This is a genomic window from Cronobacter malonaticus LMG 23826 (genome assembly GCF_001277215.2).
Lineage (GTDB): Bacteria > Pseudomonadota > Gammaproteobacteria > Enterobacterales > Enterobacteriaceae > Cronobacter > Cronobacter malonaticus.
This window is the reverse complement of record NZ_CP013940.1, coordinates 1,329,153-1,345,345: the sequence shown is the minus strand read 5'-3', so window position 1 is coordinate 1,345,345 and position 16,193 is coordinate 1,329,153. Positions and strand designations below refer to the sequence as shown.

The window sequence follows — 16,193 nt, the reverse complement described above, 5'->3', positions numbered from 1 at the left end:
CCCCTTAACCATCCCGGCTCGCGGCCAGAGGGCAGCCACAAGGGAACCCCGGCATTAGCGATGGCTTTTAATTTTCCTCAGGTGGGTGCGCTGCGCTTACCCACCCTACGCAGAACGTGAATCAGGTTTTCGTTGGGCGGGTAAGCACAGCGCACCCGCCTTGCTTCCACAAGCCTCCCCATAACGGTTTGCACGCCCGGGCCGCGGGCGCTACAATTCCCGCCCTTAACGTGGGGGTAAACGTGCCCCCAACCGCTTCACCGTTGAAGCGGCTCTGACCTGTCATCAGAACGAGTTCATCATGTTTAAACCAGAATTACTGTCGCCTGCGGGAACGCTGAAAAATATGCGTTACGCCTTCGCCTATGGTGCCGACGCCGTATACGCCGGCCAGCCGCGCTACTCGCTGCGTGTGCGCAATAACGAATTCAACCACGAGAATTTGCAGCTCGGCATTAATGAAGCCCATGCGCTTGGCAAAAAATTCTACGTCGTGGTTAACATCGCGCCGCACAACGCCAAGCTGAAAACCTTTATCCGCGATCTCAAACCCGTGGTGGAGATGGGCCCGGATGCGCTGATTATGTCCGATCCGGGGCTTATCATGCTGGTACGCGAACACTTCCCGCAGATGGATATTCATCTTTCGGTGCAGGCCAACGCGGTGAACTGGGCGACGGTAAAATTCTGGCAGCAGATGGGCCTGACGCGCGTCATTCTCTCCCGCGAGCTGTCGCTGGAAGAGATTGCAGAAATTCGCGAGCAGGTGCCTGAGATGGAGCTTGAAATCTTCGTCCACGGCGCGCTCTGCATGGCCTATTCCGGCCGCTGCCTGCTTTCCGGCTACATCAACAAGCGCGACCCGAACCAGGGCACCTGCACCAACGCCTGCCGCTGGGAATATAAAGTGCAGGAAGGCAAAGAAGACAGCATCGGCAATATCGTACATATCCATGAGCCTATCCCGGTGCAGACCGTCGAGCCGACGCTCGGCATCGGCGCGCCGACCGATAAAGTCTTTATGATTGAAGAGGCGCAGCGCCCTGGCGAATACATGACCGCGTTTGAAGATGAACACGGCACCTACATCATGAACTCCAAAGATCTGCGCGCCATTCAGCACGTCGAACGGCTCACGAAAATGGGCGTTCATTCGCTGAAAATCGAAGGCCGTACCAAATCATTCTACTACTGCGCGCGTACCGCTCAGGTTTACCGTCGCGCCATTGACGACGCCGCTGCCGGTAAACCGTTCGACCCGAGCCTTCTTGAGACGCTCGAAGGGCTGGCGCATCGCGGCTATACCGAAGGTTTCCTGCGCCGTCACACCCACGATGATTATCAAAACTACGACTATGGCTACTCGGTCTCAGACCGCCAGCAGTTTGTCGGCGAATTTACCGGCGAGCGCAACGGCGCGCTGGCTGCGGTGGCGGTGAAAAACAAATTTTCCCTCGGCGACAGCCTGGAGCTGATGACCCCGCAGGGCAACGTCAGCTTTACGCTTGAGCATATGGAAAACGCGAAAGGCGAGAAGATGGACGTGGCGCCGGGAGACGGATATACCATCTGGATGCCTGTTCCTGAGGATTTAGCACTGGAGTATGCGCTGTTAATGCGTAATTTCTCTGGCCAGACCACCAGAAATCCACACGGTAAATAATTTAAAGGGGTTATTTTTACCGCGCGAATGTTTCTTCGAATGGGATCACAAACCGTTATGTTTAAAGCGGTTATCATCCCCGGCGCTGAAAAACATAATCCATAAATGCCCGTTGTACCAGGAACCACCTCCTTCAGCCTGCGTAATCTCCCTTACGCAGGCTTATTTTTTTGTCCTTTCAGCCAGTTCTTAAGCGACTCCCCAGACTCTGCGATAAACTCTCTGAATCCGTATTCAAAGGAGTGTATTCATGTCCCGTTCCGCTGGTTCTTTTCTGATATTAAATGGTAAAAGCGCTGATAATGAGATCCTGCGCGGCAGCGTGAAGCTGCTGCGTGACCAGGGCCACCCGATAGAGGTGCGCGTAACCTGGGAGAAAGGCGATGCGGCGCGCTATGTCAGTGAGGCGGCGGATCAGGGCGCGGAAACGGTGATCGCCGCAGGCGGCGACGGCACCATTAATGAAGTGGCGGCGGCGCTGGCTTGTGTCACGCAGGAAAAACGTCCGGCGCTCGGCCTGCTGCCGCTCGGCACCGCGAACGATTTCGCGACCAGCGCGGCCGTGCCGGACGATATTGAACTGGCGCTGAAGCTGGCCATTGAAGGCCGCGCGGTGCCGATTGATATTGCGCACGTGAACGATAAAACCTGGTTTATCAATATGGCGACGGGCGGTTTCGGTACGCGCATTACCACCGAAACCCCCGAGCGGCTAAAAGCGGCGCTCGGCGGCGTCTCCTATCTGATCCACGGGCTGATGCGTATGGACGCCCTGAAAGCAGATCGCTGCGAAATTCGCGGTGAGAATTTTCACTGGCAGGGCGACGCGCTGGTTATCGGCATCGGTAACGGACGTCAGGCGGGCGGCGGTCAGGAGCTGTGTCCGGGGGCGCTGATTAACGACGGTCTGCTTCATTTGCGTATTTTTACTGGCGAAGAGTTGCTGCCCGCGCTGTTCACCACGCTGACGCAGCCGGAAGAGAGCCCGAATATTATCGACGGCGCGTCGGCCTGGTTTGAGATAACTGCGCCGCATGAGATTACCTTTAACCTCGACGGCGAGCCGCTGAGCGGACAGCATTTCCGCATTGTGGTAGAGCCTGGTGCGCTGCATTGCCGTCTGCCGCCGGATTGTCCGTTGCTTAAATAAATGAATATATGGCATTGCGGGACGGCGGGTGCGCTACGCTTACCCGCCCTACCAGTGATGCAAAGGTATGAAACGTTCCAGGGTGAGTAAGCGTAGCGCACCAACCATCAGCACCCGCCGTCAAATGCAAGGCATTACCTGTTCAATACAGGTGAACCGTGGAACCCGGGAATATGTACGTCTGGTAACCTGTTCCGTTCGCCACAACGCAGATTCTCTCTGTCACGTTCGCGGCCAGAGGGCAGCCGCAAGGGAAAACATACGGCACCAGTGGTGGCTTTTGTGGTTTCGTAGGGTGGGTAAGCGCAGCGCACCCACCGTTTACCTCGCCACACCATATACCCCACCCACAAAAAACGCGCCCGCGGGCGCGTTTTTAATACGTAACTGCCACCGCCGTCAGGCGATCGTCACTTTCTTGTCCAGATACACATCCTGCACTGCGTTAATCAGCTTCACGCCGTCGGCCATGGTTTTCTTAAACGCCTTGCGTCCCAAAATCAGCCCCATACCGCCTGCGCGCTTGTTGATCACCGCCGTGCGCACCGCATCGGTGAGATCCGCCTCGCCGCCGGACGCGCCGCCGGAGTTAATCAGCCCCGCGCGGCCCATATAGCAGTTGGCGAGCTGGTAGCGCACCAGATCAATCGGGTTATCGCTCGTCAGCTTGCTGTACACGCGCTCATCGGTATAGCCGAACTTCAGCGCGGTATAGCCGCCGTTATTCTCGGCCATCTTCTGCTTCACGATATCCGCGCCGATGGTGGCGGCAAGATGGTTGGCCTGACCGGTTAAATCGGCGCTGGAGTGGTAATCCACGCCATCTTTTTTGAAATTACTGTTACGCAGATACGCCCACAGCACCGTCACCATGCCAAGCTCGTGCGCGCGCTCAAACGCGGCGGAGATCTCTTCAATCTGGCGGCGCGACTCTTCAGAGCCGAAATAGATAGTCGCCCCGACCGCCACCGCGCCCATATTGAACGCCTGCTCGACACTCGCGTACAGCGTCTGGTCATATTGCGTAGGGTAGCTGAGCGTTTCGTTGTGATTGAGTTTCACCAGAAACGGAATGCGGTGCGCGTAGCGGCGCGAGACTGACGCCAGCACGCCGTAGGTCGACGCCACGCAGTTACAGCCCGCCTCAATCGCCAGCTCGACGATATTTTTCGGGTCGAAATACATCGGATTAGCGGCGAAGGACGCGCCCGCCGAATGCTCGACGCCCTGGTCCACCGGCAGAATGGACAGATAGCCGGTGCCTGCAAGGCGTCCGGTGTTGTAGAGAGTCTGCATATTTCGCAGCACCGCGGGCGGACGGTTATTATCGATCATCACGCGATCGACATAATCCGGCCCTGGCAGATAGAGCTGGTCGGAGGAAATGGTCGTACAGCGGTGCTGTAACAGGCTATCGGCATCGTTGCCGAGCAACTGCGCAATATCAGTCATCATACGCTCCCGTTATGGTCGGCAGGCAGTAACCTGCCGGACGATAAGATTCCTTACCCACGCCTTAGCTGGGCCCTCTTAGCCTGGACTTGATTAGCACAGATTGCCAGACCTGAGCGCATTTTCAGCTAATTCTGCTGGCACGGTTCACCACCATGCATGAAAATGATGGACGGGCCCGATGCCCTCCCCTACTTCCAGACTATCCGCCTGTTGCAGCGCTTTCGTGAGCCACGCCTTCGCCGCCGTCACTGTTTCAACCCAGTCAGGATACTGCGGGCGCAGCGCCGCGAGCGCGCTGGAGAGCGTGCAGCCGGTGCCGTGGGTATTTTTCGTCATGACACGCGGAGCGGTAAAGCGCGTCGCCCCTTCGCGAGTAAAGAGCCAGTCGGGGCTTTCGGCGTCATCCAGATGCCCGCCTTTCATCAGCACCGCGCCGCAGCCGAGCGCCAGCAGCGCCTCACCCTGCTGGCGCATCTCCGTTTCGCTGCGGGCATGCGTGGTTTCCAGCAGCGCCGCCGCCTCCGGCAAATTCGGCGTGATGATCGCCACCTGCGGCAATAATCTTTCGCGCAGCGTGCGCACCGCTGACGGGCTAAGAAGCGGATCGCCGCTTTTCGCGAGCATGACCGTATCCAGCACGATATTACGCACCCGGTAGTGCGAGAGCCGCTCGGCTACGGCCTCGACGATATCCGTTTCCGCCAGCATGCCGATTTTGGTGGTGTCGATGCGCACATCGCTTAACACTGAATCAAGCTGGGCGGCGACGAACGACGGCTCGATGCGGTAGACCGACTGCACGCCGCGGGTGTTCTGCGCCACCAGCGCCGTAATCACTGATGTGCCGTAAGCACCGAGCGCCGAGAACGTTTTGAGATCGGCCTGAATCCCCGCGCCGCCGCTCGGATCGGTGCCGGCGATGGTGAGCGCGTTAATGCGTTTCATGAGCACCTCCGAACGCCTGCGCATGCAGATTATCCAGCAACGCGCTGGCGAAACTGCCGGGGCCACGGGAGACGGTCAGCGCCTGTTCGCCCGCCCGCTTCATCAGCCAGCAGGCCGTTGCGACATTCTCCAGACGGTCGCCCGGCAGCGCGCAGCAGGCAGCGACGACCGCCGAGAGCGCACAGCCGGTGCCCACCACGCGCGTCAACATCCCGGTGCCGCCCTCGACCGCGACCGTGCGTTCGCCATCGGTGATGTAATCGACCTCGCCGGTCACAGCGACGACTGCGCCGGTGCGGCGCGCCAGTAAGCGGGCCGCCTCACGCGCCTGATGCGCGCTTTCGGTCGCGTCAACGCCGCGCCCGCCGCCGCTCTCGCCTGCCAGCGCGCGAATTTCCGAGGCGTTGCCGCGAATGGCGGCTGGGCGACGCGCCAGGATCTCCCGCGCAAATTCCGTGCGCAGCGTGAGCGCGCCGACGGCGACCGGGTCGAGCGTCCACGGCTTGCCCGCCGCGCAGGCGCCGTCGATGGCCGCACGCATCGCCTGCTGCTGCGGGTGTGTGAGCGTACCGAGGTTGATGAGTAAGGCATCGGCGATGGCCGCGAACTGCGCGGCTTCTTCAGTATCCACCACCATCGCGGGCGAGGCGCCAAGCGCGAGCAGGACATTGGCAGTGAAATTTTGCACCACATCGTTAGTAATGCAGTGCACCAGCGGAGCGTGACGGCGAAGTTGGGTGACAACAGGCGCGGCGTTTGAGCCGCAAAGCAGGTCAGAAGACATGGTTCTCTCCTGCCAGGCGCGAAGACGGGATACCGGACAGGCATCTGACTTCCCTACGCTGGCATTATCCAGATCAGGTGGTACGGGTATTTCTCAGCCCATCAGTGATGGGGCACCCCGAGTCATGAAGATTGAATCTCTATACTTTTTGCCAGCTTAGGGTAAGTTGCTTGCTGTTGCAAGCCCGCCCTTCCGGTTATCGCTTCTTCGCGCTGTACCCCACCTTATACCTCAGTTTGTACCCCATATCTGTATGACAAAACCCCTTGATTATCAAAATTAGCTAATTTATATTATTTATCTAAATTTGATAAGTGAGATATGCAAATGACAGAAACCCAGATCTACGAGAACATTAAGCAAGCCATCAACAGCGCACCGCGAAATGGTCAAACGGTTGAAATGCACCTCCAGATGATCAAATACGCCGACCACCTGAAAAACGTCACTGCTAAAGAGTTTTGCGAGGGTGTGGGACTTAAAGCCAGTTTTGGTACTGAATTCAGCAAAATGAGGAATCTCACCGAGCGGCTTAAAGCCGCTGGGCTTGATACCTCGAAGCTGTGATTAACAAGATCATCGGTATCTACGTTTAGTTAACGAGGTTAGATGGGTGCACGTGAAGCATATCGGCAGTATCGAGAAGCGGTGGCTGCTTGCAAAGGCATTTTTTGCCCGAGGTGGTAATGTCACTGGTGATTATGGTGAACATCTCGTAAAGCAACTTTATGGGGGTGAATTATTGCCAAACTCCCATAAAAGCGCCGATGTAAGATTAAGCGATGGGACGCTGTTGCAGGTCAAAACCAGAGTCAATAAAACCCAGTTAGGCGGAATTCGCTCCTGGGATTTCGATTACCTGATCGGCATTCAGCTTAATGAAGATGCCGAAGTAGTGATGGCAGTTCGTGTCCCTGTGGGTATTTGTCGCCAAATTGCCGGATATGCCAGCCACGATAACAAATTTGTGATTCATCTCAATGGCGTGCTTCTTAAAACGCCTGGCGTAGAAAACGTCACTGAAGAGTTTCGTCAATGTAATCCTTAAGTGTTCGTTTTTTTTCTTTTCTGGATGCGGGCGGCAATATACCAAACAGCACGGAAGAATAAGAAGATGTAGAGCTGGGTAATCATAATCCTCCTGTTTATTGGGTATTCATAGTTTGCTGTGACGTGTGTTTATCAAGATAGGCCAAGGCGTATTCGTTCGTTAGTTTCCCGTCACATTTAAAGCGCTCCAAATCTGGTAACTGATACTCAGAAAATTGATACCAATGTCCAGCACTCTCGAATTGATGCAATTTGGTAGAATATTCCTTATCGTCGCTTGGTGCGGTTGACGGTGTTACAGGTTTCTTTATCTTTGGCTTCGGTGTTGGCTTCACCTTTTCCGGCGTTTGCGCTTCTTCTTTCGGTGCTTCGTCAAGCTCGCACATCGGATCGGCGTTGGCCTCTTCGCCCTGTTCCTCCTGCTGTACGGCTGGCATGTCTTCTTTGGCGTTACCGAATACTGGATGTTTCAGGCAGTCCACCCAGACAGGCTTTTTTGTCGTCCCGGTGTTACGTTCGAGAAGGAATAATTCTGGGGAGAGATCGATAACAGTCCATTCGTAAGTTTTTCCAAATTTCTTTTTGGTTAGCAGTCCGGCTGCTTCCATTCTGCCAATTGCACTGCTCACTGTACCAACGTCAGAAACACCGATTGCCTCAGCGATGCTTTCAATGGTGTCGTAGTGCTTACCAGTTGTATAATACTTATTGTCTGTTGATTGGTCGGTGAATAAATGGAACCTCTTCCGGAGGATCATATATGCTAATTTGGCGTTACCGATTAGCTTTACTGACTCACCAGTTTTGAGGTTTGTAATTCGGGTTGATGATAATAATGCTTCTTCGATTGAAGCGTATTTGTATACATCCCCATTGATAATTTTTCTCTCTGCCAATGTTGTTTGCTCCTATGTATGCTCAGTAAATTACGAATGCTCTTCATTTGGTTTTCTCCGCTTCTCATTCGTGAGGTGGGCGTTAATGCTGGTGCGTGGTTATTACGCGTCAGCTTTCGAGTATTTGACCGCCAGACTTTGGCATTCTTCAAGAAGGAGTGCGCTTACGCTCATTTTTCGGCGCTTCGCTTCTTTGAACAAAATCTGAAATGTGGCATCCGGTATCATTAACGATGTGGACGGCGGTAGTTCGGTTTTCTTCTCGATCATTCTGGTTTCCTCCTGGGTTAGCTGGTCAAGGGAGTGAAGTTTGGCGTTGCTCGCCATTCGTCAAAGCGTCGGATCGCTTCTTCAAACATCTCCACCCTGTCGAGCTGTTCACTCTTACGCGCTCGAACAAGGGAACTGTAAACAAGTCCTCGTGTTGTTCGGCCTGTTATCAAATCTGCGTAGATTTGGTCAACGTTGAAGTAACGCATTGTATTTGCTCCTGTTTGGTTTTCTCCAGACGCAAAAAAGCCCCCACACCGATTACCCGGTGGAGGCTGCAATTCATGCGTGATGGAATGTTGTTGGATGAAAGTTATGTGATAATGATTATCGCTATACTTCTAATAATACACTAAAACGACACCTAATGTCAAGCATCTTTTCAATTAGTTAGTAAAAGTCAAGTGCATTGCGTGCTTTATATCAAAAAAGAATTCTACCTGTCAAGCTAAGTTTATGATATGATCCACACCCGAGCAGTTCACCGATACATAATTTGTAAAAACCTCCTGTAACGCCCTGTACGGTGTTCTAACACATTCAGGCTACCATTGCACCACCTACCCTCTTATAATCGCTCACAGCGCGTCTGATGCGTTCTGCTTGTATCTGGCTCTTATCCCCCAACCCCAAGAGCCTTAGCACGAGAATAACGATAGTTATTAACGGGTGGTGATTGGTTAGGTTGCTGGATGAACCGTAGCACGGTGAACCATTGACTTGCTGAAACCTGGCATGAGTGAACGATGGTTCATGAATGGATGGTTGAAGGTAGTCAGCTTATCAGATGGTCAACGGTAGTTGGTCAGATGATAATTACGCGCACAGCGCAAAGGTGATTTACGCCACGGCGTAATATGCTTGTGCCTGACTCACGTCAAGGCCAAAGCCTGGCACAATCCCAACTTGTAAAGAGGTAACGCTTTGCTGCGTCGTGAGCGGCTGACCGAGGAGCCCCCCAACGGCGAAACAGGTCACTTGCCAGGCGATACACGCCAGCAAAGATCTTTGCGACAAGCGCAAAACGCAGATCTTTTAGAAATCTCTTTCTTTAGAATCGATTTCTAAAATCTCTTTCTATTGCACGGGTTTTTCCCTGGCATCATTGCCGAATACTCGGGTTATTCCCGTGTCTCCGTTCTGAACAGTCGGGTTTTTCCCGTGTATGCTTCATCCCGCTAATTTTGATAGACGGGTTTTTTCCGTATATTACGAGAGTAACAAACGGTACTTTCAGCCCTTCACCCAACGGTAGACCGTCGCCCTGCTCACTCCGAACCGTCTATGCAGCAAAGCCTAAGATTAATCTGAGATTATCCCTATCAAACAGGCATCAAATCCGGTGGTAATTGGCAGGTAAAGAAGCTTTATTGAGCGGGGTAAAGTTGCCAAACCAACAATGATAGTGGCAATTGACACTATCACGCACATTGCGTAAAGCCTTGCGTCGTGCAGTATTCGAAGAAGTGATAATATAAATAATTATGATGCTGGTGTTAAGCAACCTGCCTTGATTCGAATTTAAAATACCAGGCGCGTTTAATCCCAGCGTCTACTGAGAATCATCAGTGTCAAATGTCTTTGCATACGGACACTGCCCTTTAGTGACGTAGGTGAAAACATAGTGACGGTTCTCGTACGTGCAAAGTGTCTTTCCGCTCTCCGTCTTTTCCTGCTGGGGATCGGTCATCGTGATCTGTCCTGCTGCTGCCAACTGTAAAAACAGTAGCCCACATATCACCAACATTGCTCTTCTAATATCATCCTCCCGTTGATTTTGTAGCCAAAACCCTCGCTCCATGGCAACTGTGCACGCGGATTATAGTTCCGATATTGATCAATTTTATCGATCGATACAATAGAAATTGATCGTTTTTATCAATTAACAATTTATAATGGTCCCCGATGAATTCTTAATTAACAACCAAAAGGAAGACCATGAAAAAATTGATTCTCGCAACGCTGATCGTTCTCCCCTTCGCCTCAAGTGCAACCACATTCACCTGTAAAGCCATTCAGGAAGGGCAGATCGATTCTGGTAGCCAGAAATCTTCAGTCGAAACTCGCCTTGATGTGCAGGACAAAAGCATGAAGGTGAGCATGGGTGGTAAAACCTGGCGGCTGGGTTTCATTGGAGAGAAAAGTATTGCGAAGATGTACGCCACCCCAGACGGTGGGATTGCCGTCACGTACATTGACAACGGCAGTGAGCCTGTTTTCGTTATGCGCCCAACTAACAACGATGGTCAAACGGCACTCTACACGCTGAGCCTGTGTTCTGAGAAGTAAACGAAGGCGTGAGCAATCACGCCCTACTCCGTTTTTTAAGATGCAACCATCTAAGCTCAACAAGCCTCCGTTCTAAACCAAAATTCTTAAACCTCGATTATCCAGTCTCATAATCATCTCCTTTTAAGACCACACTGACACAACGAAAGAATGCGGCTTCTCCTTGTCTCAAAAGGTTGATATTTTATTTTGAGACAGATATCATTTTGATACTACCTTTTGATACTTAGAGGATATCATGACTACTGTGATCGGATACGTGCGAGTTTCCACCAGCGACCAGAACATTGAAAACCAGAAGCAGCAGATTGCCGATGCTGGTTATAACGTTACTCGCTGGTTCAGCGATGAAGCAGTGAGTGGTGCAGTCAAGGCAGGAGAACGTCCAGGGTTTGGTGAACTACTAAGTTATGTGCGAGAAGGCGATACGCTGATCGTGATTGCTATAGACCGCCTGGGACGTAACACGATTGATGTTCTTTCCACCGTGGAAATGTTGCAGACGAAAGGCGTAAAGGTTATCAGCTTGCGAGAGGGGTTTGATCTTTCAACACCAGTGGGTAGAGCGATGCTTACTATGATGGCAGGACTTGCCAGCCTGGAAAAAGACCTAATCGCAGAGCGTAGAGCCGCAGGAATCAAACGAGCTCAGTTTGAAGGTAAGCATTGCGGTAGACCGATCAAAGCGACCGTAGAACAAGTACGAGAGTTATTAGCGCAGGGTTTACCACCAACAACAGTTCAAGAAATGTTAGCGATCAGCAAAGCCACCTTCTATCGGCTTAAAGGAAGCTGAACAACCTCGTTGATATTTGAGATTTCTGAATATTGTACTTCAGAGTGCCAAATATAACGGCACTTAGTACTCCAAGCAATCGTTAATAACATGCGCCTTCGTACTTTACTGTGATTCTTCTTCAGTAAGATCTTTAACTCAGTCAGCATCCAATTTTTATTATGAATATGCAGCACCTGTCTTAAACCATCGAAATCCCACACTTTTTTTCATAAAGATTAAAATCATAACAACACTTGTCTTATATTAAAAAATGAAACAAAACTAAGAGCTTTTTAAATAAATGGTCATAGTGTATACTGTCCAAGTAACATATTAGGATTATTTGAATGAACAGTACAGAAAAAATGCTTGAGTCAGCTATAAAAGCATTAGTTATTAAAGATATTTTTCTAAAAGAAAATAGCGCAACAGCTATTTCTAATAATTTTGTAATCGATGAATTCAGTGTCGCTAATTTCAGCAGACGAGTAGATTTAATTCATTCAAGAAACGATAAAATTTTCGCATACGAAATAAAAAGTGAATTCGACTCACTCAGTCGACTAAAGGGACAAGTTGATGAATATCTTACACATTTTGATAAGGTAACGGTTGTCGCTGCTCCACGTCACATCGATAAAGTCCTTTTATTAACACCGAAACACGTTGCTGTTTGGGAAGTTGCTGGTAGTAAGCTAAAAATAGTTAGGAGAGGGAAAATATTACCAATAACCGATAAAATGAAATTCATCCGAATGATGACACTCATTGAATTATTGAGCTTAGCAAAAAAATCAAATATTGAAATTAAAGATAAAAAAAGAAAAATAGTAGAATTATCCCTGCTTTCCATTCCGACTAAATACTTAAGAGAAGAAGCAATTAACAATTTAAAAAAAAGGTACAGTAAAAGAGAAATAAATTATTACGATGCATATAATTATAATAATTATGGTCAAAGCGGTAAGGCAGAACCTCGAAAAAAAATATTACACGCAAGAAATATAGACTCGCTTATACACGCAATAGAAAAATTATAAACTCAATTCAAAAGCGATATCACTTTGACGAAGTAATATCGCTATAAATTAATCAACCCAATCTTCTTCTGTATCCAATGATTTTAACACGTCAAAATAATGTAACTGTTGGTAAAGATGTAAATTTATACGGACGGCAGTAGCCCTATTAGCAGAAGTGATTCCGTATTGATCACCCAAACTTGTCTTTTCGATCATCTGAGTACCCCATAATCTCAGCTCTGCGTCCCAGTATTCTGAGTTCATTACTTCGATAGCCGCCTCTTGATAAAGAACCTCTTTTTCAATGGTATCATCCAATTCTTTACGAATGAATCGCCATTCATTTTTTAATGGGTAATCAATGCGTGGTGGTGGTGTCCCGCTTCCACCATCATTGCCTGAAGCTCGGGTACTACCACGGTCTGAGTAAATAAACTTTACACCCTGACAATCTGCAACAACTTTATTATAAATTTGGCGCTCAAAAATTGGAATTTCTCCACGATAGGAACCTGCAAAAGAATAAGGAAAAGACGTTCCAGATACGCAGAAATAGGCCTCTGGCATCAAATTATTTAACTGCTTCACTAAATTTGAGTTTTTATAATACTCAATCAAATTGAATCTATTAACATCACCATAATCTAACACGATCAATATTCCTTGCGGAAACTTTCTTTCAGATAGTTTCTTAACAACGAAAGAAAAGTCTCTAAGCTCAATGGAATGAGAGCCTGACAACTCGAATCTTACAACTATTGTTTTATTAATGTTTGAAAAATTAGACAATTGCAAATCTAATGCAGATAAGTCACTGAGCTGGAGAGTTGGGATTATGTTCTCATTAGTTGAAATAAAATTAACCCAATTCTCATATCCATTATTCGACTCCGCGAGGCTGACAATCTCCGCAGAAACGCCATCATCCCCATCTGCGAGTCTTTGCTTGGCCATTAAAAGATGCTCTTTATCGATATCGGCTATCCAATAATTTTTTCCTATCGCTTTTTCAATACGTTCTGTAGATTTTATGAATGACTTTGAATTCGCCCATTTTTTCAACGAAATTAAAGGAAGCATCAAATGTTTGTCTTTAGCAGGCAATTCTTCCAACGCAGCCATTTCCGCTGGTTTCAACGAGAGAATCGGTATATAAGAGTAGTTACTTATCAACATGTTAGTCCCTTATCCATTCACACCCAGTCTATATTTCAGCGCTATTGTTGATACGTCGAGATCTTTAGCAATTGCTTCATATAATACTGCATCTTTCTTACCCTTGAAATGACGTGCGTAGCATTCATCCACGTGATGCATAGGCATGATTATATCTGCGGCAAGACGATTGGCCTCTGCCTCAATCTGATTTGACTGCGATGAGCGGTACAACACATCATCTGTAATACCATCACGGAGAAGATGCCTATGCAGCAGAAAATGCGCTATTTCATGGGCTAAAGTATAACGCCGTCTTGCCTGCATATCATGCTTATTCACTCGAATGGTGACTACTCCATCACAGTCCTTAATTTCTCCAGAAATATTAGCAGGCAATGTGGCTAACCTAACAACCAGACCAAGCTCCTTTGCAAGTGCACCTAATTTAACTGGATACTGAGAGTGATACTTAATTATCACGTTCTTCTTTTCAATTGGCAACCGTTCCCATTCTTGTGAATGATTCATTATTCACCTTCCTCTTTATCCAACTCAGGATATTTATCAAATCCAATGTCTTTTAATTCGGGTTTTCTTCGAAGGAAAATCATATCAACTGCACTTTCAAGATGCTTCGCTAAAGCACCCTCATCGATTAGACGAACCAATTCTTTTTTCGCAACTGCATCTATCTGAATAACGGTTTCTTGTTTAGCAACTTCAGTTGATGTTTTTTTCACACTTAGCTCTATGCTTTTCCTGAAGTTTCTATAACCAATAATAGATATCAATGCCAATATAACGCTCATAACTGTAATAATTATACCGACACAAGCAAGTAAAACACTCGTCCACCCTGAATAGTCAACTTTCGCATCTCCTTTAACTCCATTAACCTCATTGATTAGTTTTTCTTGGTTTGCTACAAGGAGTTCGATTGCCTGGCTATTTTTATTGATCAGTGAGTAGAGTTCCTGTTTTTCGCTCTCAGCCAAACTCAGTTGTTGGTTTTCTATCCGGTTTACGTCTTGATAGCCTTTCGCTGGCAGCTCTTTACTTGTATCTCCAGGCGTTTTCATAGCTTGTGTAATCGATTCCCCGTAAGCAAACGTGGAAAAAAGCACAACAACTAAAGTAAATATTTTTAACATAGAATCATCCTTAAAATCCCCTTGCCAAACATAGCATTATCCATAAGAACAATCTAATTTTTGAACGCTGAATAGCATCCATTAAAAACATAATGGAATAAAAAAATTATTTTATATAAAAAAGATGCATATACAACATCCATATCAAGAATAAGAAAAGCAAAAAATAATAATTAAAATCAATGCATTCAATAAAAAAGGAGCGCTGAAGATTTTATTCCCAATCTATACCATCAACAACATAACTGACTGTGGATAACGGAAATGTATGCAAATAACGCTTAGTAATTCCACCGCTCTTCTCATGTCCGACCGTCTGTTGCAGATGTAGAATGTTCGATACCCAACCAGCCATTGCCGCAGAACAGACCGAGTGACGAATGGAATGCAATAATCGCCGTTGCCCATAATCATCAAGATAAGGGATACCAAGCTGATCACGCAGATCTGCAAACACTTTACCGATCTTTGTCATGTTCGTACCTGCCACTTCCGAGAAAATCCGCTCTTTCCACTGGCGATCAACGTACTCCATGAACCCCCATTCGATTAACTTAGGGTGAATGACTACCTGTCTTGTAGCATTTTCGGTTTTACCCTGCCCTCCCTCTGCAATCAGGAAATAGTAACGCTGGCTATCTTCGTCGAATTTAATCTGTGACTTCTCCAGCCTTCCTATCTCGCCTCTTCTCGCTCCCGTGTATGCTAATAACAAGGTGATCCATTTTTGCCAGTTGTCGGGCTGCTTAAGCGCCCACCCTACAAACTTTTTCATCTCCGCTGTGCTGTATGCACCAAATCTCGCTTTCGATGGTGCAGCCACTACGCCATCAGTTGGCGACTTAGATAAAATGTCTTTGCTTTCTGTGAGGAAGGTTTTGAAGAGTGATTTATACAGCTTGAGGTGCTTATGGATGGCCTCAACGCCTACCAGTTGCTCAGGTGGAACATCATCGCACTCAATCAGTTGCTGAATGGTCATTGAGCGGTAGGGCTGAACAACGCGCTTAGGGAGATTTTCAACCACTTCCATCACCTGCTTAATGTCCTGCTTGGTGATCGTCGCTACATCAGTTTCCCCTCCCAAGACTGTTAGCAGCACTTTCATGTAGCGCTCATTTGCCATTGAGATCGATTTCGTCCAGTTTCGCCCCTTTTCCTCTTTATACGTCGCCCACGCATCCGAGAGGGTTAGTACTTTTTCCGGTTCGGCTGGCGGTTGAGATTCCACGATTTCAACAGGAGGAGCAATCTGCTGGTGGGGCAAAAGTGGATTTCTCGCAGCCTTACGTTCTGACGCAATCAGATTAGACAAAAATGATTCGAACACGAGGATCGGCGTAGCTAATGATTTAACAAAAGGAATATGCGGAGTCACGCCAATCATCAAAGCAGATGCTTCACGATAGCTGTCAGTGAGGAGGGATTTCTTATATATCCTGCCATTGGAAAGCCGGATTTGCAGGTAGTAGTTACCATTTCTCTGAAACGTGTATGGAAGATTTCTGTACCCCATAAATACACCCTTTTTGTACCTCAAGTGCATTGCGCACCGACAAAAAGAGAGACAACCTCATGATGA

17 protein-coding genes and 1 riboswitch are annotated in these 16,193 nt (G+C 48.5%); of the genes, 7 read left to right on the top strand and 10 right to left on the bottom strand.

Annotation, left to right across the window (positions count from 1 at the left end; translation table 11 throughout):
* Window positions 1–301: 301 nt before the first annotated feature.
* Both trhP and yegS read left to right on the top strand, forming a co-directional pair.
* Window positions 302–1,663, top strand: coding sequence for a prephenate-dependent tRNA uridine(34) hydroxylase TrhP (gene trhP, locus AFK66_RS06280; protein ID WP_014728520.1), 1,362 nt, complete (start codon window positions 302–304; stop codon window positions 1,661–1,663).
* 250 nt (window positions 1,664–1,913) lie between these two features.
* Window positions 1,914–2,813: a lipid kinase YegS gene (gene yegS, locus AFK66_RS06275; RefSeq protein ID WP_023898422.1), complete on the top strand. Its 900-nt coding sequence runs from the start codon at window positions 1,914–1,916 to the stop codon at window positions 2,811–2,813.
* A gap of 399 nt (window positions 2,814–3,212) precedes the next feature.
* Here the strand turns inward: yegS and fbaB are convergent, their stop codons facing one another.
* The 3 genes from fbaB to thiM form a co-directional block, all read right to left on the bottom strand.
* The gene (gene fbaB / locus AFK66_RS06270; protein ID WP_007776428.1) at window positions 3,213–4,265 is read right to left on the bottom strand and encodes a class I fructose-bisphosphate aldolase; all 1,053 of its coding nucleotides are present in this window, start codon (window positions 4,263–4,265) and stop codon (window positions 3,213–3,215) included.
* 147 nt (window positions 4,266–4,412) lie between these two features.
* Window positions 4,413–5,213, bottom strand: coding sequence for a bifunctional hydroxymethylpyrimidine kinase/phosphomethylpyrimidine kinase (thiD, locus tag AFK66_RS06265; RefSeq protein WP_007776430.1), 801 nt, complete (start codon window positions 5,211–5,213; stop codon window positions 4,413–4,415).
* A complete protein-coding gene (gene thiM / locus AFK66_RS06260; protein ID WP_007776432.1) occupies window positions 5,200–5,997 on the bottom strand; it encodes a hydroxyethylthiazole kinase in 798 nt (265 codons plus the stop codon). The genes thiD and thiM overlap by 14 nt, the downstream gene beginning before the upstream one ends.
* Window positions 5,998–6,030: 33 nt before the next feature.
* Window positions 6,031–6,127: riboswitch (TPP riboswitch) on the bottom strand.
* Between the two features lie 197 nt (window positions 6,128–6,324).
* Between thiM and AFK66_RS06255 the strand changes: the two genes are divergently transcribed.
* Both AFK66_RS06255 and AFK66_RS21220 read left to right on the top strand, forming a co-directional pair.
* Window positions 6,325–6,564 (top strand): HTH-like domain-containing protein, encoded by a 240-nt coding sequence (locus AFK66_RS06255; RefSeq protein WP_001318412.1) that lies wholly within the window; start codon window positions 6,325–6,327, stop codon window positions 6,562–6,564.
* A 52-nt stretch (window positions 6,565–6,616) separates the two neighbouring features.
* Window positions 6,617–7,045 carry a DUF6998 domain-containing protein gene (locus AFK66_RS21220; RefSeq protein ID WP_236610874.1) on the top strand — a complete coding sequence of 143 codons (429 nt, stop codon included), beginning with the start codon at window positions 6,617–6,619 and terminating at the stop codon, window positions 7,043–7,045.
* A 97-nt stretch (window positions 7,046–7,142) separates the two neighbouring features.
* Here the strand turns inward: AFK66_RS21220 and AFK66_RS06245 are convergent, their stop codons facing one another.
* From AFK66_RS06245 to AFK66_RS22945, 3 genes are all read right to left on the bottom strand, one after another.
* Window positions 7,143–7,943, bottom strand: a complete 801-nt coding sequence (locus AFK66_RS06245; RefSeq protein ID WP_050555962.1) for a helix-turn-helix domain-containing protein — start codon at window positions 7,941–7,943, stop codon at window positions 7,143–7,145.
* 102 nt (window positions 7,944–8,045) lie between these two features.
* On the bottom strand, window positions 8,046–8,213 hold the full coding sequence (locus AFK66_RS22715; RefSeq protein WP_007776435.1) for a hypothetical protein: 168 nt from the start codon (window positions 8,211–8,213) through the stop codon (window positions 8,046–8,048).
* Window positions 8,214–9,765: 1,552 nt separating this feature from the next.
* Complete coding sequence (locus AFK66_RS22945) at window positions 9,766–9,960, bottom strand: hypothetical protein (protein WP_032968300.1); 195 nt, start codon at window positions 9,958–9,960, stop codon at window positions 9,766–9,768.
* A 191-nt stretch (window positions 9,961–10,151) separates the two neighbouring features.
* Between AFK66_RS22945 and AFK66_RS06230 the strand changes: the two genes are divergently transcribed.
* The 3 genes from AFK66_RS06230 to AFK66_RS06220 all read left to right on the top strand — a co-directional run bounded on the left by AFK66_RS06230 (window position 10,152) and on the right by AFK66_RS06220 (window position 12,320).
* Complete coding sequence (locus AFK66_RS06230; protein WP_007776437.1) at window positions 10,152–10,502, top strand: hypothetical protein; 351 nt, start codon at window positions 10,152–10,154, stop codon at window positions 10,500–10,502.
* A 238-nt stretch (window positions 10,503–10,740) separates the two neighbouring features.
* Window positions 10,741–11,298 carry a recombinase family protein gene (locus AFK66_RS06225; protein WP_032968301.1) on the top strand — a complete coding sequence of 186 codons (558 nt, stop codon included), beginning with the start codon at window positions 10,741–10,743 and terminating at the stop codon, window positions 11,296–11,298.
* Window positions 11,299–11,627: 329 nt separating this feature from the next.
* Complete coding sequence (locus AFK66_RS06220) at window positions 11,628–12,320, top strand: sce7726 family protein (RefSeq protein WP_144432652.1); 693 nt, start codon at window positions 11,628–11,630, stop codon at window positions 12,318–12,320.
* A 48-nt stretch (window positions 12,321–12,368) separates the two neighbouring features.
* On the opposite strand, the gene AFK66_RS06215 is transcribed toward AFK66_RS06220, so the two are convergent.
* The 4 genes from AFK66_RS06215 to AFK66_RS06200 all read right to left on the bottom strand — a co-directional run bounded on the left by AFK66_RS06215 (window position 12,369) and on the right by AFK66_RS06200 (window position 16,127).
* Entirely contained in the window at window positions 12,369–13,478 is a 1,110-nt protein-coding gene (locus tag AFK66_RS06215) for a beta family protein (RefSeq protein WP_007776441.1), read from the bottom strand.
* 9 nt (window positions 13,479–13,487) lie between these two features.
* The gene (locus AFK66_RS06210; RefSeq protein ID WP_032968302.1) at window positions 13,488–13,988 is read right to left on the bottom strand and encodes an ImmA/IrrE family metallo-endopeptidase; all 501 of its coding nucleotides are present in this window, start codon (window positions 13,986–13,988) and stop codon (window positions 13,488–13,490) included.
* Window positions 13,988–14,611, bottom strand: a complete 624-nt coding sequence (locus AFK66_RS06205) for a hypothetical protein (protein WP_032968304.1) — start codon at window positions 14,609–14,611, stop codon at window positions 13,988–13,990. The genes AFK66_RS06210 and AFK66_RS06205 overlap by 1 nt, the downstream gene beginning before the upstream one ends.
* 214 nt (window positions 14,612–14,825) lie before the next feature.
* Window positions 14,826–16,127: a tyrosine-type recombinase/integrase gene (locus AFK66_RS06200; protein WP_007776444.1), complete on the bottom strand. Its 1,302-nt coding sequence runs from the start codon at window positions 16,125–16,127 to the stop codon at window positions 14,826–14,828.
* Between the last annotated feature and the right edge of the window lie 66 nt (window positions 16,128–16,193).